The following is a 19,896-nucleotide window of genomic DNA, read 5'->3' on the forward strand; positions in this document are numbered from 1 at the left end:
GAGCGCAGCGCGGCGAGCGTGGGCAGGGCGGACCCTCACCCTCCCACTCGCTTCGCGAGCGGGCCCCTCCCTCTCCCGCAAGCGGGAGAGGGGCTAAGATCCGAAAGGGGTCCGCGCGATCTGTTCTGTCGCGCGTCATCCGCTTCCGTTGAGCAGCGACAGCAGCGCCAGCGCCGGCGGAACCGTCATCGCGAGGCCGAGCGCCAGATCGAACAGCCGCGCCGGGAGGATACGGCGGTCGCGCCTGACGGTCAGCAGGTCGGCGGCGCTCATCCAGAGGATCGAGGCGCCACCCGCCGCCGTGACCGCGAGCGCTGCGACGAACAGGGGGCGCACCCGCTCCGGGCTGATGGCATGGATCGGCCAGAGCAGCAGCGCGATCAGGCCGGCGACCAGGCCGACGCGGATCGCGCGCGCCAATGTCCAGATCTTGTTCAGGCGCATAGGCTCGGCCCCGAGCGGCGTCCACGCAAAGCACAAACGCGCGGCCCGTCGCGCCGGCAATGGCGTCTGCCGCATGTCCGGAACCGCTCTTTGCCCATGCCGTTCAAATGGCGCCAATAAAGAGGGAGTCGCGTATGCGCATCAAGTCTCTGACCTCCGCCATCATCGCCGGCAGCATGATCGGCGCCCTGCCGACTGCGGCGATCGCCCAGACCAGTGCATCGGCGGCCAAGCTGTCCATCGTGCGCGCGGCTCCCGAAGCGGGCGAAAGCAGGCTGGCCGGTGGCGCGGGCGGGGTCATCGCGCTGGCGATCCTGGCGGGCATTGCCGCGATCGGCGTGCTGGCCGCGGTCAACAGCGACGACGACGAGCCCGTCAGCGCCTAGTCGAACAGGCTCGAGACCGAGCTCTCGTCGGCGATCCGCTTGATCGCCTCGGCGAGGAGCGGCGCGATGGTGAGGGTGCGGATGCGCTTCGCCTGGGCGATGCTCTCCGTCGCGGCGATCGAGTCGGTGATGACGAGCTCGGTCAGCGACGATCCGTCGACGCGGGCGACGGCGCCGCCGGACAGCACGCCGTGGCTGACATAGGCGACGACGTCCTCCGCGCCCGCCTCGCGCAGCGCGGCGGCGGCGTTGCAGAGCGTCCCCGCGGAATCGACGATGTCGTCGACCAGGATACAGAAGCGGCCGGCGACGTCGCCGATGATGTTCATCACTTCCGATTCGCCGGGCCGCTCGCGGCGCTTGTCGACGATCGCCAGCGGCGCGTTGTTGAGCCGCTTGGCGAGCGCCCGCGCGCGCACGACGCCGCCGACGTCCGGCGACACGACCATCAGGTTCTGGGCCGGGAAGCGGGCGAGGATGTCGGCCGACATCACCGGCGCCGCATAGAGATTGTCGGTCGGGATATCGAAGAAGCCCTGAATCTGCCCGGCATGCAGGTCGACCGAAAGGACGCGGTTGGCGCCGGCGACGGTGATCAGGTTGGCGACCAGCTTGGCCGAGATCGGCGTGCGCGGCCCCGGCTTCCGGTCCTGCCGGGCATAGCCGAAATAAGGGACGACGGCGGTGATCCGCCTGGCCGACGCGCGCTTCAACGCGTCGATGCAGATCAGCAGCTCCATCAGATTGTCGTTCGCGGGAAAGCCGGTCGGCTGGACGATGAATACGTCCTCGCCGCGGACATTCTCATGGATTTCGACGAACACTTCCTCGTCGGCGAAGCGGCGCACGCTCGCTTCGGTCAGCGGCAGCTCCAGATAGTCCGCGATCGCCCGGGCGAGCGGCAGGTTGGCGTTTCCGGATAGAAGCTTCATGGGCGTCCCGCTGTCACGATTCTGTCGCGGCTTTAGAGGCTCCAGTCCGCGTCGTCATCCCCGCGAAAGCGGGACCTACCTTCCTCCTTCTCTCCGGAGCACACGAGGCAAAGAAAGGTGGGTCCCCGCTTTCGCGGGGATGACGACATAGATAAGGACCGATCATGACCGACCGGCTCCGCATCGCTCTCGTCCAGATCAGCCAGCGCGTCGGCGACATCGCCGGCAATGCCGACACGATGCTGGAGTGGCGAAGCAAGGCCGAAGGCGCGGACCTGGTCGTGTTCCCGGAGCTGCAGCTGATCGGCTATCCGCCCGAGGACCTGATCCTCAAGCCCGCGCTCCACGCGCGCGCCGAGGAACAGCTCCGCCGACTCGCGGAGGCGACGGCGGACGGCGGCCCGGCGATGATCGTCGGCAGCGTCCGCGCGGAAGGCGACCGGCTCTACAACACGCTGAACCTGCTGGAAGGCGGCCGCATCGTCGCCTCGACGCGCAAGCATGAGCTGCCGAATTACGGCACGTTCGACGAGAAGCGCTGGTTCACGCCCGGGCCGCTGCCGCAGCCGATCGACTGGCGGGGAGTCCGGCTCGGCCTGCCGATCTGCGAGGACATCTGGTTCCCGGCAGTCTGCAATCATCTGAAGGAGCAGGGGGCGGAGCTGCTGATCGCGCCGCACGGCAGCCCCTATGAGATCGACAAGGACGATCTGCGCACCGGCAAGATCGCCGCCGACCGGGTCGCCGAAACCGGGCTGCCGCTGGTCTTCCTGAACCGCGTCGGCGGGCAGGACGAAATCGTGTTCGACGGCGCCTCGTTCGTGCTGAACGGCGACGGCACGCTCGCCCACCAGCTGCCCGACTGGGAAGAAGTGCTGGTGATGACGGAGTGGGAGCGCGGCCCCGGCGGCTGGCGCTGCGCGCCGGGCGAGATCCACGCGCTCGATCCGCATCCGGCCGATGCGTATCACGCGATGCTCGTGGGGCTGCGCGACTATGTGAACGCGAACCGGTTTCCGGGCGTGGTGCTGGGCCTGTCCGGAGGCATCGACAGCGCGCTGTCGGCGGCCGTAGCGGTCGATGCGCTGGGTGCCGACCGCGTGTGGTGCGTGATGCTGCCGTCGCGCTATACCAGCCAGGAGTCGCTCGACGACGCGGCCGAATGCGCGCGGATGCTGGGCGTGCGCCTCGACAGCATCCCGATCGAGCCGGCCGTTGCCGCCTTCGACGCGATGCTGGCGCCCGGCTTCGCGGGACGCAAGCCGGACCTGACCGAGGAGAATGTCCAGGCGCGCATCCGCGGCGTGACGCTGATGGCGCTCTCCAACAAATTCGGCCACATGCTGCTGACCACCGGCAACAAGAGCGAGATGTCGGTCGGCTATGCGACGCTCTATGGCGACATGGCCGGCGGCTATTCGGTGCTGAAGGACGCCTACAAGACGACGGTGTTCGAGCTTTGCCGCTGGCGCAACGCGAACCGGCCGGCGCTGGGCCTGGGCGGCGACGGCCCGGTGATGCCGGAGCGGGTGATCGACAAGCCCCCCACGGCCGAGCTCCGCGCCGACCAGAAGGATTCGGACTCGCTGCCGCCCTACGACGTGCTCGATCCGATCCTGCACGGCCTGGTCGAGGAGGAATTGTCCGTCGACGCGGTCGCCGCCCGCGGCTTCGACCGCGACACCGTCGCCCGGATTGAGCGCCTGCTCTACGTCGCCGAATATAAGCGCCGCCAGGCCCCGCCGGGCGTCAAGCTCGGCAAGCGCAATTTCGGCCGCGACCGCCGCTACCCGATCACCAACGCGTTCCGGACGGGCTGATGACCGTCGTCACTCGTTTCGCGCCGTCGCCCACGGGGCGCGTGCATGTCGGCAACCTTAGGACGGCGCTGCACAATTGGCTGTTCGCGCGTCAGCAGGGCGGGCGGTTCCTGCTCAGGATCGACGACACCGATCGCGAGCGGTCGGAGGAGCGGTTCGTCGTGGCGATCCGGGCCGATCTGGGCTGGCTCGGGCTCGACTGGGACGGCGAGGCGCGGCAGTCGGAGCGGTTCGGGCTTTATAAGGAGCGGTTCGCGGCCTTGCGCGAGGCGGGACGGGTCTATCCCTGCTTCGAGACGCCGCAGGAGCTGGAGCTGAAGCGCAAGGTCCAGCTCGGGCGCGGGCTGCCGCCGGTCTATGATCGAGCCGCGCTGAAGCTGGGCGAAGCGGACCGCGCGCGGCTTGAGGCCGAGGGGCAGCGGCCGCACTGGCGCTTCAAGCTCGACCATGACACAGCGATCGAGTGGGACGATCTGATCCGCGGGCCCCATCGGTTCGATCCGAAGCTGTTGAGCGACCCTGTGATTCGCCGCGCGAATGGTTCGTGGCTCTATCATCTGCCCTCGGTGATCGACGATATCGACATGGGCGTGACGCATGTGGTGCGCGGCGAGGATCACGTCTCGAACACTGCCGCGCAGGTTCAGATGTTCGAGGCGCTGGGGGCACCTCCGCCAGCCTTTGCACATGAGGCGCTGCTGACTGGCGCCGAGGGCAAATTGTCGAAGCGCCTTGGCGCGACGGATGTCGATCATTGGCGAGAAACCGGAAACGAGCCGCTTGCACTGGCGGCCAAGCTGGCGCGGATCGGCACCAGCCTGTCGGTCGAGCCGGTCGCATCGATGGCGCCGCTGGTCGAGCGCTTCGACTTCGCGACGTTCGGCCGGGCGCCGGCGCGGTTCGACGAGGCGGAGCTGGCGAAGCTCAATGCGCAGACCGTCCATCTGCTGAGTTTCGAACAGGTCGCCGAACGCCTGCCGGCCGGCATGGACGCACGCGCCTGGGAAGTAGTGCGCCCGAACCTGGAACGCGTGGCCGACGCGGCCGATTGGTGGCACGTCATCGAAGGCCCGGTCGCGCCCGAGGTCGTCGGCGAAGACCGCGACTATCTCCGTGCCGCCGCCGAGACCGCCGCGCGGATCGACTGGGCGGCCGATCCCTGGCACGCGTTGACCGGCGCGCTCAAAGAGATCACCGGCCGCAAAGGCAAGCCGCTGTTCCTTCCCCTCCGCTGTGCGCTGACGGGGCGGGATCACGGCCCCGACATGGCCGCGCTGCTGCCGCTGATCGGGCGGGAGCGGGCGGTGGCGCGGTTGGAGGCGGCGGCCTCACCTCTCCCATAGGGAGAGGTCGAGTCGCGCAAGGCGCGACCGGGTGAGGGGATGCAGGCTTGACGTCCCGCTCCCGAACCCCTCACCCCGCTCGCGCCGCACGTGCGAGTCGCCCTCTCCCGACGGGAGAGGGGCAAGGGGGACATTTGGCCAAGCTCTATTTCTACTACGCCTCGATGAATGCGGGGAAATCGACGACCCTGCTGCAGGCGGACTTCAATTACCGCGAGCGGGGCATGCACACGATGCTGTTCACCGCCGCGATCGACGACCGGTACGCCGCAGGCATCATCACCTCGCGCATCGGTATCGAGGCGCCGGCGCACAGCTTCGATCCCGATACCGACATGCGCGCTGCGATCGCGGCCGAGCACGCGGTCACTCCGCTCGCCTGCGTGCTGATCGACGAAGCGCAATTCCTGACCCGCGACCAGGTGCTGCAGCTGGCGAGCGTCGCCGACGAGATGAGCATCCCGGTCCTCGCCTATGGCCTGCGCACCGATTTCCGTGCCGAACTGTTTGAAGGCAGCAAATGCCTGCTGGCGCTCGCCGATGTGCTGGTCGAGTTGAAAGCCGTGTGCGCCTGTGGCCGCAAGGCGACGATGAACCTGCGGATCGACGTCGAAGGCCGCCCCGTCCGCGAAGGCGCCCAGACCGAAATCGGCGGCAACGATCGCTACGTCGCGCTGTGCCGCAAGCATTTCATGGAGCAATGGCGGGGGTGACTGACGGCGGGGAGAGCGGCGGCTTCCGCTCCATTGCGGTCATAGCGAACCGACGTAGAAACTTGGATGGACGCCACGCAGGGGGGTAGATTGGACAAGCAGCGGAAAGCCCGAGCAGCGGAACGAATCCTATTCACTATGCTGGTGGCTGCACTCGGTGTGGCAGGATTTGCCTATGAGCGATTGCGGCCTGAGGTGCCGCCTTGGCAACTGGTTGGTCTGATCTGCGCCGGCCTATTCATCACCTATGCCGCGTATCGGCTGGCCCTGAACATCGTTCTACGAAACCTCAAACGGTAAAGGTCCGCCAACCAGCCGTTGCGGACATGTCACCCGATGCTAGGAACAGGGCATCGAAGGTTTTGAGGATTGCGCATTGCTCGTCTTTTGGTGGACCGGGAAGGGCTATCTGACACCGATAACCCTCATTGTGGTTCTCACGATTTTCGGGATTGTGCTTCAGGCAGGCAGACCGCTTCTAAGCGACGCACCGTGGTTCTGGGGCACAGCCTTCATCTTCGTCGCAGCGGTGAACTGGGGAGTTGGTCGCAAGCTCAACGCGAAAAAGCTAGCTGCTGTGCGGTCCAGTCGCTTACGCAATAGGCTGATCTACCCCGCCAGAAACAAGTTTATGTCGTTGCCTTTGGAGACGTGGTCGATACCGATTGCGATCGGGGGAGCCTGCGCGATCGGCTATAGTTTAATCGCCTGATCGGCATATCCGAGAACCACCCGTTTCAGACGTAGGCGCAGGGGCTCTATGAACTGGAACTGCCCTTCTTGCCGATTGGCCAGGCGCTCCCATATTCGCTGACGGCACTCTTTCCGCAGCGCAGCAATTGCGCTAAGGGCGCCGCCCGTTCCCGCTCGAATCCCAGGAATTCCAATGAGCCTCCGCAACGTGGCCATCATCGCGCACGTCGATCATGGCAAGACCACGCTCGTCGACCAGCTGTTCCGCCAGTCCGGCACGTTCCGCGACAACCAGCGCGTCGAAGAGCGCGCGATGGATTCGAACGACCTGGAGAAAGAGCGAGGGATCACGATCCTGGCCAAGTGCACCTCGGTCGAGTGGGCCCCGGCGGGAGGGCAAGGCGCCACGCGGATCAATATCGTCGACACCCCCGGCCACGCCGATTTCGGCGGCGAGGTGGAGCGCATCCTGTCGATGGTCGACGGCGTGATCCTGCTGGTCGATTCGTCCGAAGGGGCGATGCCGCAGACCAAGTTCGTGACAGGCAAGGCGCTGGCGCTGGGCCTCAGACCTATCGTCGTCGTCAACAAGATCGACCGGTCCGACGCGCGCGTGCAGGAAGTATTGGACGAAGTGTTCGATCTGTTCGTGAGCCTGGAGGCCAGCGACGAGCAGCTTGATTTCCCGGTGCTCTATGCGTCCGGGCGTAACGGCTATGCGTCGGACGATCCGGATGCGCGCGAGGGCACGCTGGCGCCTTTGTTCCAGAAGATCGTCGAGCATGTGCCCGCGCCGAAGGTCGACGAGGACGCGCTGTTCAGTTTCCTGGTGACGTTGCTCGACCGCGACAATTTCCTCGGCCGCATCCTGACCGGTCGCGTCAATGCCGGCACCGTCAAGCTGAACCAGCCGATCCACGCGTTGGATTCCGACGGCAACGTGATCGAGACCGGCCGCGCGTCGAAACTGATGGCGTTCCGCGGGCTGGAGCGCGTGCCAGTCGAGGAAGCGAAGGCGGGCGACATCATCAGCATCGCAGGCCTGACCGTCGCGACGGTCGCCAACACGATCGCCGACACGGCCGTCACCACGCCGATCCAGGCGCAGCCCATCGATCCGCCGACGCTCTCGATGCGCTTTGCCGTGAACGATTCGCCGATGGCGGGGCGCGAGGGGACCAAGGTCACCAGCCGCATGATCCGCGACCGCCTGTTCCGCGAGGCGGAATCCAATGTCGCGATCCGCGTCACCGAAAGCGCCGACAAGGACAGTTTCGAGGTCGCCGGCCGCGGCGAGCTTCAGCTGGGCGTGCTGATCGAGACCATGCGTCGCGAGGGCTTCGAGCTCGGCATCAGCCGCCCGCGCGTGCTGTTCCGCGACGGCCCGAACGGCCGCGAGGAGCCTTACGAGACCGTCGTGATCGACGTCGACGAGGAGCATTCGGGCACCGTCGTCGAGAAGATGTCGATCCGGAAAGCCGAGCTGACCGACATGCGCCCGTCGGGCGGCGGCAAGATCCGTATCACCTTCTCGGCGCCCTCGCGCGGCCTGATCGGCTATCATGGCGAGTTCCTGTCGGATACGCGCGGCACCGGCATCATGAACCGGCTGTTCGAGAAATACGGCCCCTACAAGGGCGTGATCGAGGGCCGGAAGAACGGCGTGCTGATCTCCAACGGCACCGGTGAAGCGGTCGCCTATGCGCTGAACGCGCTGGAGGAGCGCGGCGTGCTGATGGTCGATCCGGGCGAGGCGATCTACGAAGGCATGATCATCGGCGAGAATGCCAAGCCCGAGGACCTCGAGGTCAATCCGCTGAAGTCCAAGCAGCTGACCAACTTCCGCGCCTCCGGCGGCAAGGACGATGCGATCCGCCTGACCCCGCCCCGCCGCCTGACGCTCGAACAGGCGATCGCCTATATCGACGACGACGAGCTGGTCGAAGTCACGCCCAAGAGCATCCGCCTCCGCAAACGCCACCTCGACCCGCACGAACGCAAGCGCGCCAAGCGGGTGGCGGAGGCGGCTTAAGGCGTCTTCTTGCCATCATGCCATCAACGCACTAGCTTGACGGCATGACAGCTCCGCAACTTTCGGTCCGTTCGGCTCGCGCTCGCGACCTCGCCCACGAGCTTTCGCGGCGGGAGCGGCGGCCCATCCACGCAATCGTCGAGGATGCGCTCTCCGAATATGCGCTCAAGCATCCGAAGCCGGAAAGCGCGGCCGCCTTTCTGCGACGCCTGCGCAGGCTGACGCCGGCCGACGATCAGGCGGTCGCCGAACTGGAAGCGGCTATCGAGGAGCACCGCCAGCCCCATCAGGGGATCGACCTTTGATCCTGCTCGACACGAATGTCGTGTCGGAGCTGATGAAAGAGGCCGCGAATCCTGCCGTCGAACGCTGGTATCTTCTGAACGAGGAAGAGACCGTCTTGCCGTCGATCGCGCTGGCGGAACTCACCTATGGCGTGGCGCGACTCTCGACCGGAGCCAAGCGCCGCATGCTGGAGGCCCGGCTGACGGAGTGGCGAGTGCGCTATTCAGGCCGTACCGTCCCGTTCGGACCGGCCGCTGCAATGCGCTATGGCCCGATGCTCGCGTCCGTGGTGGCATCAGGCCGCACCATGTCGCTTCCCGACGCGCAGATCGCCGCGATAGCGCTTGAGGAAGATGCTCTTGTGGCGACCCGCAATATTGCAGACTTCGAACCTTCCGGGGTGTCTCTCGTCAATCCGTGGGATTGAAGGGCCAATCAGCCGCCCGCCATCTCCAGTATCACCGACCATTCCTCCTCGCGCACCGGCGTCACGGACAGGCGGGACTGGCGGAGCATCTCCAGCTTGACGAGGCGGGGTTCGGCCTTGATCTCGGCGAGGGTGACCGGGCGCGGCAGCTTCTCGACCGGCTTGACGGCGACCGAGGCCCAGTCGCCTTCCTCTCCGTCGGGCTTCCAGGCGCGGGTGATCTCCATGATGCCGACCGCCGCCTTCTCCTTGTTCGAATGGTAGAAGAAAGCGCGGTCCCCGGGCTGCATTTCCTTCAGGAAGTTCCGCGCGGTGTAGTTGCGCACGCCGTCCCATTCGGTCGCGCCGTCGCGGACCAGATGCTCCCAACCATAGACGTCGGGTTCGGATCGCAGCAGCCAGTAACGCATGTCACTGCGCCTCCGGGTAGATCAGGAATTCCTCGATCCGTCCGCCGTTCGGTTCGGCCCGCATGCTGATGATCAGCTTGGCGGAGGGGTAGCGCACTTCGTAAACCTCGGAGGTGAAGCCGCCGCGCAGGCGGGCCGGGCGCAGCCGGACAAAGCTTTGCGGTTCGCCGAGCGGCATCAGGCTGGCGCGGTGGTCGGCCAGCACCTGCGGGGTCAGATAGGCGTTGAAGTTGCCCGTGAACTTCGCCCGGTCCGCCTGCCCTTGACGAAGCTGGTCGAAGATCGCCCGAGCGGTGGCGGTCTCCGGGTCCTGGCCCAGGATCATCGCTTCGATACGGTCCGCGATCGCGTTGTGCGCATTGCCGAAATCGGCGTTGACGACCACCGTCACCGCGGCCTTGTCGGCCGGATAGACGCGGTTGTCCGCCAGATAACCGACGGCCGCGCCGCCATGCTGCACGCGCGCATGGCCGCGGATCTGGTCGACGGATACGCCCAGGCCATAGCCGGAGCCCTTGCCGCCGGTCAGCACGATCTCGCGCTCCTGCTCGGCCCAGCTCTCAGGCTTCAGCAACGCGCGGTCGATCCGCGCGATGTTCCATTTGGACAGCTCGGTCGGCGTCGTCAGCAACTGCCCCGCCGCGAACAGCCAGCCCGAAGCGGGCGCGGTGGCGGCGCGCACCGGCCCCAAGGCGAAGCGCGTGAACGGCCTCGCGTCGGTCGGTTTCAGGTCATGGTCCGCATCGCCGACCTTCATGTGCAGGGGCTGGAAGATGCGGGTCTGCAGAAACTGCATGAACGGCTCGCCCGAGACCTTCTCGACGATCAGGCCCGCGGCGACGAAGCCGGTATTCGAATATTGCCACTGGCTGCCCGGCCGAAAATCGAGCGGCAGCTTCGCCCAGCGGTCGAGGATCTCCAGCGGCTTCACCGGCTTTTCCATCGCCGCGAACGCGTAATTCTGCGGCCAGTAATCGCGATAGCCGGAGGTGTGGCTCAAGAGCTGCCGGATCGTGATCGTGTCGGCATCGGTCAGATCGGGGAGATATTTCGACACCTTGTCGTCCAGCGACAGCCTGCCTTCCTCGGCCAGCAGCAGCACGGCGGCGGCGGTGATCTGCTTCGACACCGACGCGATCGGATAAGCGGCGCTCGTGATCGGCGCGGACGCGTCGCCGCGCTGCTTGCCATAGGCCTTGGCGAACTGGAGCTTGCCATCGGTCACCACCGCGATCGACGCGGACGGGACGCCGGTTTCCTTCAGCGCCTGCTGGGCGATGCTGTCGATCTCGGCGATCTGCGCGGGCGTGAGAGGTGTGGCGAGCGCCGGTGCGGCAATCAGCGCCAGTGGTATCAGAAATGCGCGCATAGCTCTCCCTCGTCATCCCGGCGCAGGCCGGGACCACCTGCCTTTGGCACGGACGGCGGCAAAAAGAAAAGGTGGGTCCCGGCCTGCGCCGGGATGACGTCAGAGGAGGCTGAGCGCCGTCAACTCTGTCCTGAGCGTTGCCGCGTCCCGGAACAGATGGCCCCGTATTCCGATCGCCTCCGCTCCCGCCACATTCCTGGCGCTGTCGTCGATGAAGATCAGCGCATCCGCCGGCATGCCGAAACGCTTGAGCGCGAGCTGGTAGATCGCCGCATCGGGCTTCACCAGCCGCTCGGTGCCCGACACGATCACGTCGCGGAAGCGGTCGAACACCGGCTGCGTGTCGCGGAACGGGCCCCAGAACTCGCCGCTGAAATTGGTGATAGCGAACAGCGGCACGCCGGCGGCGTCGAGCTCCTCGACCAGCGGGATCATGCCGTCGACCGGCGGGCCGACGCTTTCGTTGAAACGTGGACTCCAGGCGGCGATCAGCTCCGCGTGCTGCGGATATTCGGCGATCAGCTCGGCGCTGGTTTCGGCGAAGGGCCGGCCGGCGTCGTGCTGGAAATGCCAGTCGCGCGTGACGACGTCGCGCAGGAACGCGTCGAGCGCCCGATCGTCCTCGATCAGGCGCTCGTACAGGAACCGCGGGTCCCAGGTGAAAAGGACGTTGCCGACGTCGAAGACGACGCCGCGGACCGTCACGCGCGCTTAGCCCTGGCGAGCCTTGAAGCGGCGGTTGGTCTTGTTGATCACATAGGTGCGGCCGCGGCGGCGGATCACGCGGTTGTCCCGATGCCGGTCCTTCAAGGACTTGAGCGAGTTACGAATCTTCATTGTTCTAAAGCCTGGCTCGAATCTGGGCTGAAAAGCGAGGCGCCCGCCTAGTCGAGAGCGCCGCGAAGGTCAAGGCGATCCAGCCTTGCAGCTAATTACGGCTTCGATACGTTTAACGGACAAAGGCTCGAAAGGACAGTGCCGCCATGGTCCGCACCCGCTTCCTCCTGCTGGCTTCTTTGCTCGCGCTCGGCGCCTGCGCGACGCCGTCGCCGCCGGTCGAGGTCACGCGCTTCCACCTGGGCCAGGTCAACGAGCGCGGCACCGTCGCGATCGAGCCCGAGCCCGGCGCGCGCCGGGGGCCTGAGTTCGACTATTACGCCAATGCCGTCGCGAGCGAGCTGGGCCGCCTCGGCTTCGCGCAGGTCGATGGCGTCGGCCAGAGCCTCTACGTCGCGGTGGTGGACGTGCGCACGGCCGCGCGGGAGCGCGTCGGCGGCTCGCCGGTCTCGGTCGGCATCGGCGGCTCGACCGGCGGCTGGCACAGCGGCGTGGGCGGCGGCATCAGCTTCGGCCTAGGCGGCAATCGCGGCGGCCTCTGGGTCGGTGCGGAGCTCTCGGTCCAGCTGAAGCGCCGCTCCGATCAGACGGTCGTGTGGGAAGGCCGTGCCCGCGGCGAGGCGCCGGAGCGCGAATCGGCGGCCCTGGCCGGCCGGCTCGCAAATGCGCTGTTCAGGGACTTTCCGGGAGAGTCCGGCCGCACTATCAGCGTGCCATGACCTTCAGCATCACCAGCGCTTTCGACAGCGGCAACATTCGCGTCCTGAACATAGGCGGGCATGAGGCCGACCTGGAGATCGAGACCGATCACCAGTCCGATTTCTACCAATGGTTCCATTTCCGCGTCGGCAACGCGGCGGGGCGCGACATCACGCTCCGCATCGTGAACGTGGCCAGCTCCGCCTATCCGCTCGGCTGGCCCGACTATCGCGCCCGCGTGTCGGAGGATCGCGAGACCTGGCGCCAGGCCGACACCGATTTCGACGGCAAGGTGCTGACGATCCGCGTCCGCCCCGAGACCAACGCGCTCTGGGTCGCCTATTTCGCGCCCTATTCGATGGAACGTCATTACGACCTGATTACGCGCATCGCGGCCCGACCGGGCGTCACCCAGCGCGAGCTGACCCGGACGCTCGACGGGCGCCCGCTCGACCTGCTGACGATGGGCGAAGGGGCGAAGCAGGTCTGGCTCTATGCCCGCCAGCATCCCGGCGAGTCGATGGCCGAATGGTGGATGGAAGGCGCGCTTGAGAAGCTGACCGACCCTGACGACGCGACGGCGAAGGCGCTTCGTTCGAAGGCCACGCTGCATGTCGTGCCCAACATGAACCCGGACGGCAGCTTCCGTGGGCATCTGCGCACCAACGCCGCCGGCGTGAACCTCAATCGCGAATGGCACGCGCCGTCGGAAGAGCGCAGCCCCGAAGTGCTGGCCGTCCGCAATGCGATGGATGCGACCGGCGTCGATTTCGCGATGGACGTGCATGGCGACGAGGCGATCCCGGCGAACTTCATCGCCGGCTTCGAAGGCATTCCGTCCTACAGCGAGGAAAAGGGCGCGCTCTACACCCGCTTCCGCGATACGCTCGCGGAGCGTTCGCCCGATTTCCAGGTCGCCAAGGGCTATGAGGTCGCCGCGCCCGGCAAGGCCAATATGTCGATGTCGACGACCCAACTGGCGGAGCGTTACGGCGCCGTGTCGATGACGCTGGAGATGCCGTTCAAGGATCACGCCGACAATCCGGACCCGGAGCATGGCTGGTCGCCCGAACGCTGCAAGCGCCTTGCGCACGATTGCCTCGACAATCTCGCGGCGATGATCGACGCGCTCTGAACCCCGTCGGGTTCCATCAGGAGTCACAATGCCCACGCTCGTGCTGATCCGCCATGGCCAGTCGGCCTGGAACCTTGAGAACCGTTTCACCGGCTGGTGGGACGTCGACCTGACCGAAAAAGGCGTTGCCGAGGCGAAGGCAGCGGGCGAGCTGGTGGCCGCCCGGGGGCTCGACTTCGACCGGTGCTTCACCAGCTATCAGACCCGCGCGATCAAGACGCTGAACATCGCGCTGGAAGCGATGGGGCGGCTGTGGCTGCCGGTCGACAAGCATTGGCGGCTGAACGAGCGCCACTATGGCGGACTGACCGGCCTCGATAAGGCGGAGACGGCGGCGAAGCATGGCGACGCCCAGGTCAGGATCTGGCGCCGCAGCTTCGACACGCCGCCGCCGGTGATGGATTCGGCAAGCCCGTTCGACCTGTCGAACGACCGCCGCTATGCCGGCATCCAGGTCCCCGCGACCGAGAGCCTGAAGGACACGATCGCGCGCGTGCTGCCCTATTGGGAGGCAGAGATCGCGCCGGCGCTACGTGGCGGAGAGCGGGTGCTGATCTCCGCCCATGGCAATTCGCTGCGCGCGCTGGTCAAGCACCTGTCGCACATCCCGGACAGCGAGATCACCGAGCTGGAGATCCCGACCGGCCAGCCGATCGTCTATGAGCTGGACGAGGCCCTGGCGGCGAAGGACCGCTATTATCTGAGCGAGCGCTAATCCCCCTCCCGCTTGCGTAGGGGGTTAGAGGAGGGAAGCGCCTTCCCGGCCGGTGCGCGTCCAGCAAAGGCCCTCCCCCGGCCCCTCCCGCAAGCGGGAGGGGAGACGTCACGTCACCCCAATTTTCCGAATTTAGCCTCGTATCCCGCGGTGTCGCCCGCCGCGAGGAGGCGGGCCTGCTCGACCCATTGGTCGCGCGCGATCCGGCCCTTGAACGCGCCGAGCTGGGCGTCCACCCGCGCCACGTCGGCGTCGGTCCATGCCGCGATCTGGTCGAAGCGGGTGATGCCGAGGCCGTTCAGCAGCGCGGCGACCTTGGGGCCCACGCCTTTCATCCGGGTCAGCTCGTCGGGCGGCCCGGCCGGGATCGGGTGAATCGGTTCGACCAGCGCCTCGGGTTCCGGCTTCACCGGCTCGACCTCGACCGGCGGCGGCACGTCGATCGGCGCGACCGCGGGCCCGGTCACCACCGGCGACACCTCCTCGCGCTTCTCCAGCGGCGCTGCCGTCCTGTCCGCCTCCACGCGCTTGCCGCTGCCGGCCAGCCACCAGATGGCGACCAGCACGACGATCACGCCCAAAAGGACGAGCACCCAATTTTGTTCGATCCAGTCCATCCCTCAACGCTCCTTTTATTGTGTTTCGCGCGCGACCTCGCGCCAGCCGATGTCGTGGCGGCAGAAGCCGCTCGGGAAGTCGATCCGTTCGATCGCGGTATAGGCGGCCTTCTGCGCCCAGCGGACGGTCGGACCCTCCGCCGTCACCGCGAGCACGCGCCCGCCCGAGGCGACGAGCCGGCCGTCCCGGTCACTGGTCCCGGCCTGGAATACGATCGCGCCGGCCGCTTCGGCCGCCTCGATCCCGTCGATCGTGCCTCCGGTCTCGGGCGTGCCGGGATAGCCGTTCGCCGCCATCACCACCGTCAGCGCGACGCGGTGCGAAAAGCGCGGCGCCTCGACCTGGTCGAGCCGGCTTTCGGCTGAGGCCAGCATCAGCTCCAGCAGGTCGCTTTCCAGCCGCGGCATCAGTACCTGAGCCTCCGGGTCGCCGAAGCGGGCGTTATATTCGATCAGCTTCGGGCCGGCCGGGGTCAGCATCAGCCCCGCATACAGGACACCCACGAACGGCGTGCCCGCCTCCGCCATTGCGCGGACGGTCGGCTCGACGATCTCGCGCATCGCCTGGGATTCGAGTGCCGGGGTCAGCACGCGCGCGGGCGAATAGGCGCCCATGCCGCCGGTGTTGGGGCCGGTATCGCCGTCCCCGACACGCTTGTGATCCTGCGCCGATCCAAAGGGCACCACCGTCCTGCCGTCCGAAAGCGCGAACAGGCTCGCTTCCTCGCCGGCCAGGAACTCCTCGATCACCAGCGGGCCGTCGGCGGCGCGGATCGCCCCCTCGGCTTCGTCGCGGGTCGTCGCGATCACCACGCCCTTGCCGGCGGCGAGGCCATCGGCCTTGATCACCACCGGCAGCCCGAACGGCGCCAGCCTGGCGAGCGCGTCATCGGTTCCGTCCGCCCGCACATAGCCGGCGGTCGGAATCCGCGCCCGCGTGCACAGGTCCTTGGTGAAGCCCTTCGATCCCTCCAACTGCGCCGCCGCCTTGTCCGGCCCGAACACGGGAATGCCCGCCGCGCGTAGATCGTCGGCCAGCCCCGCCACCAAAGGTGCTTCCGGCCCGACCACGACCAGCCCGATCGCTTGCCTCCGGCAAAAGCCGATCACCGCCTCGTGATCGGTCACGTCCATCGCCACCAACTCGGCATGCCGCGCGATGCCCGGATTGCCCGGCGCGGCGTACAGCTTCCCCAGCCGCGCGCTTTGCGCCAATTTCCAGGCCAGCGCATGCTCGCGGCCACCCGATCCGATCAGAAGGACGTTCATGCGCCCCGGCTAGCTTGAAGAGCAGTTCAGCTCCATCACATAATTGCCCTCGGCGTCGGTGGCGATATCGGCCTTGCGCATCGCCAGGATGCGGCCGTTGAAATCCATGTTGCGGTCGCCGACCCAATTCACCGTTCCGTCGGTCGTTTCGGCGTAGAACAGGATGCTGTCGTTGATCGGCCGGATGTTCCTGGAGTTGAACGCGGCGAACGAGGACTCGCCCGGCGCATAGGTCCACATGCCATAGCCGCTGAACTCCAGCCCGTTCGGGCCTTCGTACACGATCCACAGATTGACCGGCAGGTTGCAGCGGTTGCGCACCAGCAATTGCCTGCCGGCCGCGGCGTCCGTGGGCGAGGGGCTCGGGGCGGGGCTTGGCGCGGGGGAGGCGACGAACGGCGCCGGCGTCGCGATCGGGTCCGGTGAAACGGTCGGCGCCGGCTGCGGCGCGGGCGCCTTGCTCTGGGTGGTGATCACGGCGACGGTGATCGCCCCGGCGGCCGTGATCATTGCCGCCATCACCTGCGGCGAGCAGCCCTTCTTGTCGTCCCCGTCCGCCACCTGGTTCTCCCCCGTGACGCGTCTGCCCGAATCTCCGCCTCTTGGCGCGCAAAGTCCAGAGGGGCTAGGAGAGGCGGATGGCTTCCGAATTTCCCGGCGCGAACGGCAACCTGGTGGCGGCCCAGGCGCCCGGCGACAACGCGCCCGCATTGAGCGTGTCCGAGCTCGCCTTCGCGCTGAAGCGCGTGGTCGAGGACAGTTTCGGCATGGTCCGGCTGCGCGGCGAGATCAGCGGCTACAAGCGGGCGGCCTCGGGCCACGCATACCTCACGCTGAAGGACGACAAGGCCTGCATCGACGCGGTGATGTGGAAGACCGGAGTCGGTGCGCTGCCCTTCCGCCCCGAGGACGGGATCGAGGTGATCGCGACAGGGAAGCTCACCACCTATCCCGGCCGCTCCAAATATCAGATCGTGATCGAGCGGCTGGAGCTTGCCGGCGAAGGCGCGCTGATGCTGCTGCTGGAAAAGCTGAAGGCGAAGCTGGGCGCCGAGGGGCTGTTCGACGCCGGCGCCAAGAAGAAGCTGCCGTTCCTGCCGCGGCGGATCGGCGTCGTGACCTCGCCCACCGGCGCGGTGATCCGCGACATCCTGCACCGGCTGGAGGATCGCTGCCCGACGCACGTGACGGTCTGGCCGGTGATGGTGCAGGGGCAGGGGGCGGCCGAGCAGGTCGCGGCCGCGATCGCCGGCTTCTGCCGGATGCCCGACGGGCAGCGCCCGGAACTCGTCATCGTCGCGCGCGGCGGCGGCTCGATCGAGGATCTCTGGGCGTTCAACGAGGAAGTGGTGGTCCGCGCCGTCGCTGCCTGCACCATCCCGATCATCTCCGCCGTGGGTCATGAGACCGACACGACCCTGTGCGACTATGCTGCCGACGTGCGCGCGCCGACACCCACCGCGGCGGCCGAGATGGCGGTGCCGGTCCGCGCCGAGCTGCGCGCCTATGTCCGCGACCAGGGCACGCGGATGGAGCGGTGCGCCCGCCGCTATCACGAGCGCGCGGGGGAGCGGCTGCACGCGCTGACCCGGTTGCTGCCGACTCCGGCCTCGTTGCTCGATCCGCAGCGGCAGCGCGTCGACGATTATGGCGAGCGGCTGCGGCGCGGGCTCGGCCGCCGCGTCGCCGATGCGCGCGGCGAGCTGGCCCGGGCGAGCGGCGCGCTCCGCCCGACATTGCTCCGCACCCGGCTCGATCGATGCGCCGACCGGCTGGCCGCGGTCTGGCGGCTGGCGCAGTCGGTCAATCCCGAGAATCTGCTCGCCCGCGGCTATGCCTGGGTGGAAGGCAGAGGCGGGCAGGTGGTGACCAGCGCCGCCCAGGCGCGGTCGGCGGTCGCGCTCAGCCTGCACTTCGCCGATGGCAATGTTGACGCGCGCGTCGAACGCGCCACATCGGGAGGAAAGCGCGAGGCGCCGCCGCCCAGCCAGCCCTCGCTATTGTAATAAGGTGTTTGCGACATGCTCATGTTCAACCGCAGCCAGCCCGCCCGGCTTCATTATATGGCGAACGGCTATCGCGTCCTCTCCCAGGGCGATCATGTCGTCTGCGCGGTCTCGGGCGAGAAGATCCCGCTCGACGCGCTGCGCTATTGGTCGAACGCGCGGCAGGAAGCCTATGCGACGGCGGAAATCGCGACCCGGGCCATGACCGCGAAGTGAAAGGCCTGCTCGCGTTCGCGGCGGTCGCGCTGGTCGCGGCCGCGCCATCCGCCGATTTCAAGCTCCAGGGCAAGATCGAACAGGGCGGCGTCGCCTACGGGACCGCGCCGCCCGGCACCGTCGGCCTGACGCTCGGCGGCGAGCCGGTGCCGCTCGCACCCGACGGCCGTTTCATGCTCGGCTTCGACCGCGACGCGCCGGCGACGCTGACGCTGGCCGCGCGGACCGATGCCGGCACGATCGTCACGCGCACGCTCGCCGTCGCGCCGCACGCCTGGGCGTTGCAGCATGTCAACGTCGCCAAGCGCCCGCCCGTCACCAACGAGGAATTCGAGCGGCTGCGCGCGCCGGAAGTCGCGCAGATCGTCGCCGCACGCGCGGTCCGGTCCGACAGCGATGGCTGGCGCCAGCGCTTCGCCTGGCCGGCGAAGGGGCGGATCAGCGGCGTGTTCGGCTCGCAGCGCATCTATCGCGGCAATGAGCCCGGCGCCTATCATTCGGGCGTCGACATCGCCGGCGGCGCGGGCGCCCCGGTCACCGCGCCCGCCGACGGAGTCGTCGTGCTCGCCGCCGACAAGCCCTTCACGCTGGAAGGCAATCTGCTGATGATCGACCACGGCATGGGCTTGAACAGCGCCTTCCTGCACCTGTCCGAAATCGACGTGAAGCAAGGCGATCACGTCAGGAAGGGCCAGCTGCTCGGCCGCATCGGCAGCACCGGCCGCGCGACCGGGCCCCATCTCCACTGGGCGATGAAATGGCGGGGCGCCCGCATCGACCCGATGGCGCTGACCGGCCCGATGACCGGTCAGGACCTCAGGAAAGTGCCGGTGGTCGAGAATTAACCGACCCGCATGCCCTTGACCGAGCGATTGCCTTCGAACTTGATGAAGTAGCTGCCCATCAGGCCTTTCTTGATCAGCACCTTCTGGCCGGGTTTCGGGAAGGCGTTGATGCCTTCGGTCGTTTCCCAGGTCGCGCCGTCGCCCAGCGTGAAGCGGAAGCGGCCATAGCCGATCGAGCGGACCGTCGTGATCGGCTCCTCGATCTGGGTGAACTCGTCTTCCTTGTCGTCCTTGTCGTTGCCGAAGAAGGGCAGCCGGGGCAGCGAGAAGCCGAACAGCGAACGCTTGGTCTTCGTCACTGCCTGCTTGTCGAGCACGACCGTTTCCTTGCGCTCGACCGATTGCAGCAGCGCGCCGGCCGCCTGGTCGTAGCAGGCCAGGCGCTGGGCATTGTCGGCGATCGCGCGGCAGGCACCGAGCGCCTGAATCGCGGCCGGGGGCTCGTCTGCCGCTACGGCAGGCGCGGCCAGCGCGAATGCGGTCAGCACGGTCACGGCAAAACGGATCATCGGCAGGGCCCCTCGGTTGACCGCGCGAGGGTAAGGCGCCGCTGGCGGCCCGGCAAGGGCGCGCCGGGACTGTGACTGAAATGCTACACTTGGGGGCAAAACTCGCATTTACCAGAGGCGGGGCGTTGTTCTGGATGCGTCATTTCGCCTAGTAGCGGCGTGATAGCTTCGTTTGCAGCTATGCCACCACGTGC

The 19,896-nt window shown here is 67.4% G+C and carries 24 protein-coding genes; 14 read left to right on the top strand and 10 right to left on the bottom strand.

Annotated elements, in window-relative coordinates:
• Nucleotides 1-135: 135 nt before the first annotated feature.
• On the bottom strand, nucleotides 136-444 hold the full coding sequence (locus GON01_RS14810; RefSeq protein WP_157028119.1) for a hypothetical protein: 309 nt from the start codon (nucleotides 442-444) through the stop codon (nucleotides 136-138).
• A 134-nt stretch (nucleotides 445-578) separates the two neighbouring features.
• On the opposite strand from GON01_RS14810, the gene GON01_RS14815 reads away from it, so the two are divergent.
• On the top strand, nucleotides 579-830 hold the full coding sequence (locus GON01_RS14815; RefSeq protein WP_157028120.1) for a hypothetical protein: 252 nt from the start codon (nucleotides 579-581) through the stop codon (nucleotides 828-830).
• Here GON01_RS14815 and GON01_RS14820 read toward each other — a convergent pair.
• On the bottom strand, nucleotides 827-1,762 hold the full coding sequence (locus tag GON01_RS14820; protein WP_157028121.1) for a ribose-phosphate pyrophosphokinase: 936 nt from the start codon (nucleotides 1,760-1,762) through the stop codon (nucleotides 827-829). The genes GON01_RS14815 and GON01_RS14820 overlap by 4 nt on opposite strands.
• 164 nt (nucleotides 1,763-1,926) lie before the next feature.
• Between GON01_RS14820 and GON01_RS14825 the strand changes: the two genes are divergently transcribed.
• The 7 genes from GON01_RS14825 to GON01_RS14855 all read left to right on the top strand — a co-directional run bounded on the left by GON01_RS14825 (nucleotide 1,927) and on the right by GON01_RS14855 (nucleotide 9,075).
• Nucleotides 1,927-3,582, top strand: coding sequence for an NAD+ synthase (locus GON01_RS14825; protein ID WP_157028122.1), 1,656 nt, complete (start codon nucleotides 1,927-1,929; stop codon nucleotides 3,580-3,582).
• Nucleotides 3,582-4,925, top strand: a complete 1,344-nt coding sequence (gene gltX, locus GON01_RS14830) for a glutamate--tRNA ligase (RefSeq protein ID WP_157028123.1) — start codon at nucleotides 3,582-3,584, stop codon at nucleotides 4,923-4,925. Before GON01_RS14825 ends, gltX begins: the two co-directional genes overlap by 1 nt.
• Before the next feature lie 134 nt (nucleotides 4,926-5,059).
• Complete coding sequence (locus GON01_RS14835; RefSeq protein ID WP_157028124.1) at nucleotides 5,060-5,638, top strand: thymidine kinase; 579 nt, start codon at nucleotides 5,060-5,062, stop codon at nucleotides 5,636-5,638.
• A gap of 90 nt (nucleotides 5,639-5,728) precedes the next feature.
• Nucleotides 5,729-5,938, top strand: a complete 210-nt coding sequence (locus GON01_RS14840) for a hypothetical protein (RefSeq protein ID WP_157028125.1) — start codon at nucleotides 5,729-5,731, stop codon at nucleotides 5,936-5,938.
• A gap of 586 nt (nucleotides 5,939-6,524) precedes the next feature.
• Entirely contained in the window at nucleotides 6,525-8,363 is a 1,839-nt protein-coding gene (gene typA / locus GON01_RS14845; protein WP_157028126.1) for a translational GTPase TypA, read from the top strand.
• A 44-nt stretch (nucleotides 8,364-8,407) separates the two neighbouring features.
• Nucleotides 8,408-8,668 (top strand): plasmid stabilization protein, encoded by a 261-nt coding sequence (locus GON01_RS14850; protein WP_157028127.1) that lies wholly within the window; start codon nucleotides 8,408-8,410, stop codon nucleotides 8,666-8,668.
• Nucleotides 8,665-9,075: a type II toxin-antitoxin system VapC family toxin gene (locus GON01_RS14855; RefSeq protein WP_157028128.1), complete on the top strand. Its 411-nt coding sequence runs from the start codon at nucleotides 8,665-8,667 to the stop codon at nucleotides 9,073-9,075. The genes GON01_RS14850 and GON01_RS14855 overlap by 4 nt, the downstream gene beginning before the upstream one ends.
• Before the next feature lie 8 nt (nucleotides 9,076-9,083).
• Here the strand turns inward: GON01_RS14855 and GON01_RS14860 are convergent, their stop codons facing one another.
• The 4 genes from GON01_RS14860 to ykgO all read right to left on the bottom strand — a co-directional run bounded on the left by GON01_RS14860 (nucleotide 9,084) and on the right by ykgO (nucleotide 11,691).
• Nucleotides 9,084-9,485, bottom strand: a complete 402-nt coding sequence (locus tag GON01_RS14860) for an EVE domain-containing protein (protein ID WP_157028129.1) — start codon at nucleotides 9,483-9,485, stop codon at nucleotides 9,084-9,086.
• Between the two features lies 1 nt (nucleotide 9,486).
• Nucleotides 9,487-10,854 (bottom strand): serine hydrolase domain-containing protein, encoded by a 1,368-nt coding sequence (locus GON01_RS14865; RefSeq protein WP_157028130.1) that lies wholly within the window; start codon nucleotides 10,852-10,854, stop codon nucleotides 9,487-9,489.
• 99 nt (nucleotides 10,855-10,953) lie between these two features.
• Nucleotides 10,954-11,559, bottom strand: coding sequence for an HAD family hydrolase (locus tag GON01_RS14870; protein WP_181600001.1), 606 nt, complete (start codon nucleotides 11,557-11,559; stop codon nucleotides 10,954-10,956).
• 6 nt (nucleotides 11,560-11,565) lie between these two features.
• Nucleotides 11,566-11,691, bottom strand: coding sequence for a type B 50S ribosomal protein L36 (gene ykgO, locus GON01_RS14875; protein WP_003046794.1), 126 nt, complete (start codon nucleotides 11,689-11,691; stop codon nucleotides 11,566-11,568).
• Nucleotides 11,692-11,837: 146 nt separating this feature from the next.
• On the opposite strand from ykgO, the gene GON01_RS14880 reads away from it, so the two are divergent.
• Genes GON01_RS14880 through gpmA form a run of 3 tightly spaced genes read left to right on the top strand, consistent with a single transcriptional unit; the run spans nucleotide 11,838 to nucleotide 14,240 of the window.
• Nucleotides 11,838-12,410, top strand: a complete 573-nt coding sequence (locus tag GON01_RS14880; RefSeq protein WP_157028131.1) for a DUF4136 domain-containing protein — start codon at nucleotides 11,838-11,840, stop codon at nucleotides 12,408-12,410.
• Nucleotides 12,407-13,525 (top strand): M14 family metallopeptidase, encoded by a 1,119-nt coding sequence (locus GON01_RS14885; RefSeq protein ID WP_157028132.1) that lies wholly within the window; start codon nucleotides 12,407-12,409, stop codon nucleotides 13,523-13,525. Before GON01_RS14880 ends, GON01_RS14885 begins: the two co-directional genes overlap by 4 nt.
• 28 nt (nucleotides 13,526-13,553) lie before the next feature.
• Nucleotides 13,554-14,240, top strand: a complete 687-nt coding sequence (gene gpmA, locus GON01_RS14890; protein WP_157028133.1) for a 2,3-diphosphoglycerate-dependent phosphoglycerate mutase — start codon at nucleotides 13,554-13,556, stop codon at nucleotides 14,238-14,240.
• 113 nt (nucleotides 14,241-14,353) lie between these two features.
• Here the strand turns inward: gpmA and GON01_RS14895 are convergent, their stop codons facing one another.
• Genes GON01_RS14895 through GON01_RS17265 form a run of 3 tightly spaced genes read right to left on the bottom strand, consistent with a single transcriptional unit; the run spans nucleotide 14,354 to nucleotide 16,687 of the window.
• Nucleotides 14,354-14,857 carry a hypothetical protein gene (locus tag GON01_RS14895; RefSeq protein ID WP_157028134.1) on the bottom strand — a complete coding sequence of 168 codons (504 nt, stop codon included), beginning with the start codon at nucleotides 14,855-14,857 and terminating at the stop codon, nucleotides 14,354-14,356.
• A 15-nt stretch (nucleotides 14,858-14,872) separates the two neighbouring features.
• Entirely contained in the window at nucleotides 14,873-16,126 is a 1,254-nt protein-coding gene (gene purD / locus GON01_RS14900; protein WP_157028135.1) for a phosphoribosylamine--glycine ligase, read from the bottom strand.
• A gap of 9 nt (nucleotides 16,127-16,135) precedes the next feature.
• On the bottom strand, nucleotides 16,136-16,687 hold the full coding sequence (locus GON01_RS17265) for a hypothetical protein (protein WP_157028136.1): 552 nt from the start codon (nucleotides 16,685-16,687) through the stop codon (nucleotides 16,136-16,138).
• A 77-nt stretch (nucleotides 16,688-16,764) separates the two neighbouring features.
• Between GON01_RS17265 and xseA the strand changes: the two genes are divergently transcribed.
• The 3 genes from xseA to GON01_RS14920 are packed head-to-tail and all read left to right on the top strand — an operon-like array spanning nucleotide 16,765 to nucleotide 19,193.
• Nucleotides 16,765-18,132, top strand: a complete 1,368-nt coding sequence (gene xseA, locus GON01_RS14910) for an exodeoxyribonuclease VII large subunit (protein WP_157028137.1) — start codon at nucleotides 16,765-16,767, stop codon at nucleotides 18,130-18,132.
• Nucleotides 18,133-18,147: 15 nt separating this feature from the next.
• A complete protein-coding gene (locus GON01_RS14915; RefSeq protein ID WP_157028138.1) occupies nucleotides 18,148-18,348 on the top strand; it encodes a DUF2093 domain-containing protein in 201 nt (66 codons plus the stop codon).
• A complete protein-coding gene (locus GON01_RS14920) occupies nucleotides 18,345-19,193 on the top strand; it encodes a M23 family metallopeptidase (protein WP_181600002.1) in 849 nt (282 codons plus the stop codon). The genes GON01_RS14915 and GON01_RS14920 overlap by 4 nt, the downstream gene beginning before the upstream one ends.
• Here GON01_RS14920 and GON01_RS14925 read toward each other — a convergent pair.
• Nucleotides 19,190-19,702 (bottom strand): hypothetical protein, encoded by a 513-nt coding sequence (locus tag GON01_RS14925; RefSeq protein ID WP_157028139.1) that lies wholly within the window; start codon nucleotides 19,700-19,702, stop codon nucleotides 19,190-19,192. The genes GON01_RS14920 and GON01_RS14925 overlap by 4 nt on opposite strands.
• Nucleotides 19,703-19,896: the final 194 nt, after the last annotated feature.

It is taken from the genome of Sphingomonas horti, assembly GCF_009753715.1.
GTDB classification, from domain to species: Bacteria; Pseudomonadota; Alphaproteobacteria; order Sphingomonadales; family Sphingomonadaceae; genus Sphingomonas_B; species Sphingomonas_B horti.

Coding starts and splice junctions, on each gene's coding strand:
- GON01_RS14880 (WP_157028131.1), top strand. CDS start 11,838: ATGGTCCGCACCCGCTTCCTCCTGCTGGCTTCTTTGCTCGCGCTCGGC.
- purD (WP_157028135.1), bottom strand. CDS start 16,126: ATGAACGTCCTTCTGATCGGATCGGGTGGCCGCGAGCATGCGCTGGCC.
- GON01_RS14810 (WP_157028119.1), bottom strand. CDS start 444: ATGCGCCTGAACAAGATCTGGACATTGGCGCGCGCGATCCGCGTCGGC.
- ykgO (WP_003046794.1), bottom strand. CDS start 11,691: ATGAAGATTCGTAACTCGCTCAAGTCCTTGAAGGACCGGCATCGGGAC.
- typA (WP_157028126.1), top strand. CDS start 6,525: ATGAGCCTCCGCAACGTGGCCATCATCGCGCACGTCGATCATGGCAAG.
- GON01_RS14865 (WP_157028130.1), bottom strand. CDS start 10,854: ATGCGCGCATTTCTGATACCACTGGCGCTGATTGCCGCACCGGCGCTC.
- GON01_RS14820 (WP_157028121.1), bottom strand. CDS start 1,762: ATGAAGCTTCTATCCGGAAACGCCAACCTGCCGCTCGCCCGGGCGATC.
- GON01_RS14895 (WP_157028134.1), bottom strand. CDS start 14,857: ATGGACTGGATCGAACAAAATTGGGTGCTCGTCCTTTTGGGCGTGATC.
- xseA (WP_157028137.1), top strand. CDS start 16,765: ATGGCTTCCGAATTTCCCGGCGCGAACGGCAACCTGGTGGCGGCCCAG.
- GON01_RS14825 (WP_157028122.1), top strand. CDS start 1,927: ATGACCGACCGGCTCCGCATCGCTCTCGTCCAGATCAGCCAGCGCGTC.
- GON01_RS14850 (WP_157028127.1), top strand. CDS start 8,408: ATGACAGCTCCGCAACTTTCGGTCCGTTCGGCTCGCGCTCGCGACCTC.
- gpmA (WP_157028133.1), top strand. CDS start 13,554: ATGCCCACGCTCGTGCTGATCCGCCATGGCCAGTCGGCCTGGAACCTT.
- GON01_RS14925 (WP_157028139.1), bottom strand. CDS start 19,702: ATGATCCGTTTTGCCGTGACCGTGCTGACCGCATTCGCGCTGGCCGCG.
- GON01_RS14915 (WP_157028138.1), top strand. CDS start 18,148: ATGCTCATGTTCAACCGCAGCCAGCCCGCCCGGCTTCATTATATGGCG.
- GON01_RS14860 (WP_157028129.1), bottom strand. CDS start 9,485: ATGCGTTACTGGCTGCTGCGATCCGAACCCGACGTCTATGGTTGGGAG.
- gltX (WP_157028123.1), top strand. CDS start 3,582: ATGACCGTCGTCACTCGTTTCGCGCCGTCGCCCACGGGGCGCGTGCAT.
- GON01_RS14815 (WP_157028120.1), top strand. CDS start 579: ATGCGCATCAAGTCTCTGACCTCCGCCATCATCGCCGGCAGCATGATC.
- GON01_RS14885 (WP_157028132.1), top strand. CDS start 12,407: ATGACCTTCAGCATCACCAGCGCTTTCGACAGCGGCAACATTCGCGTC.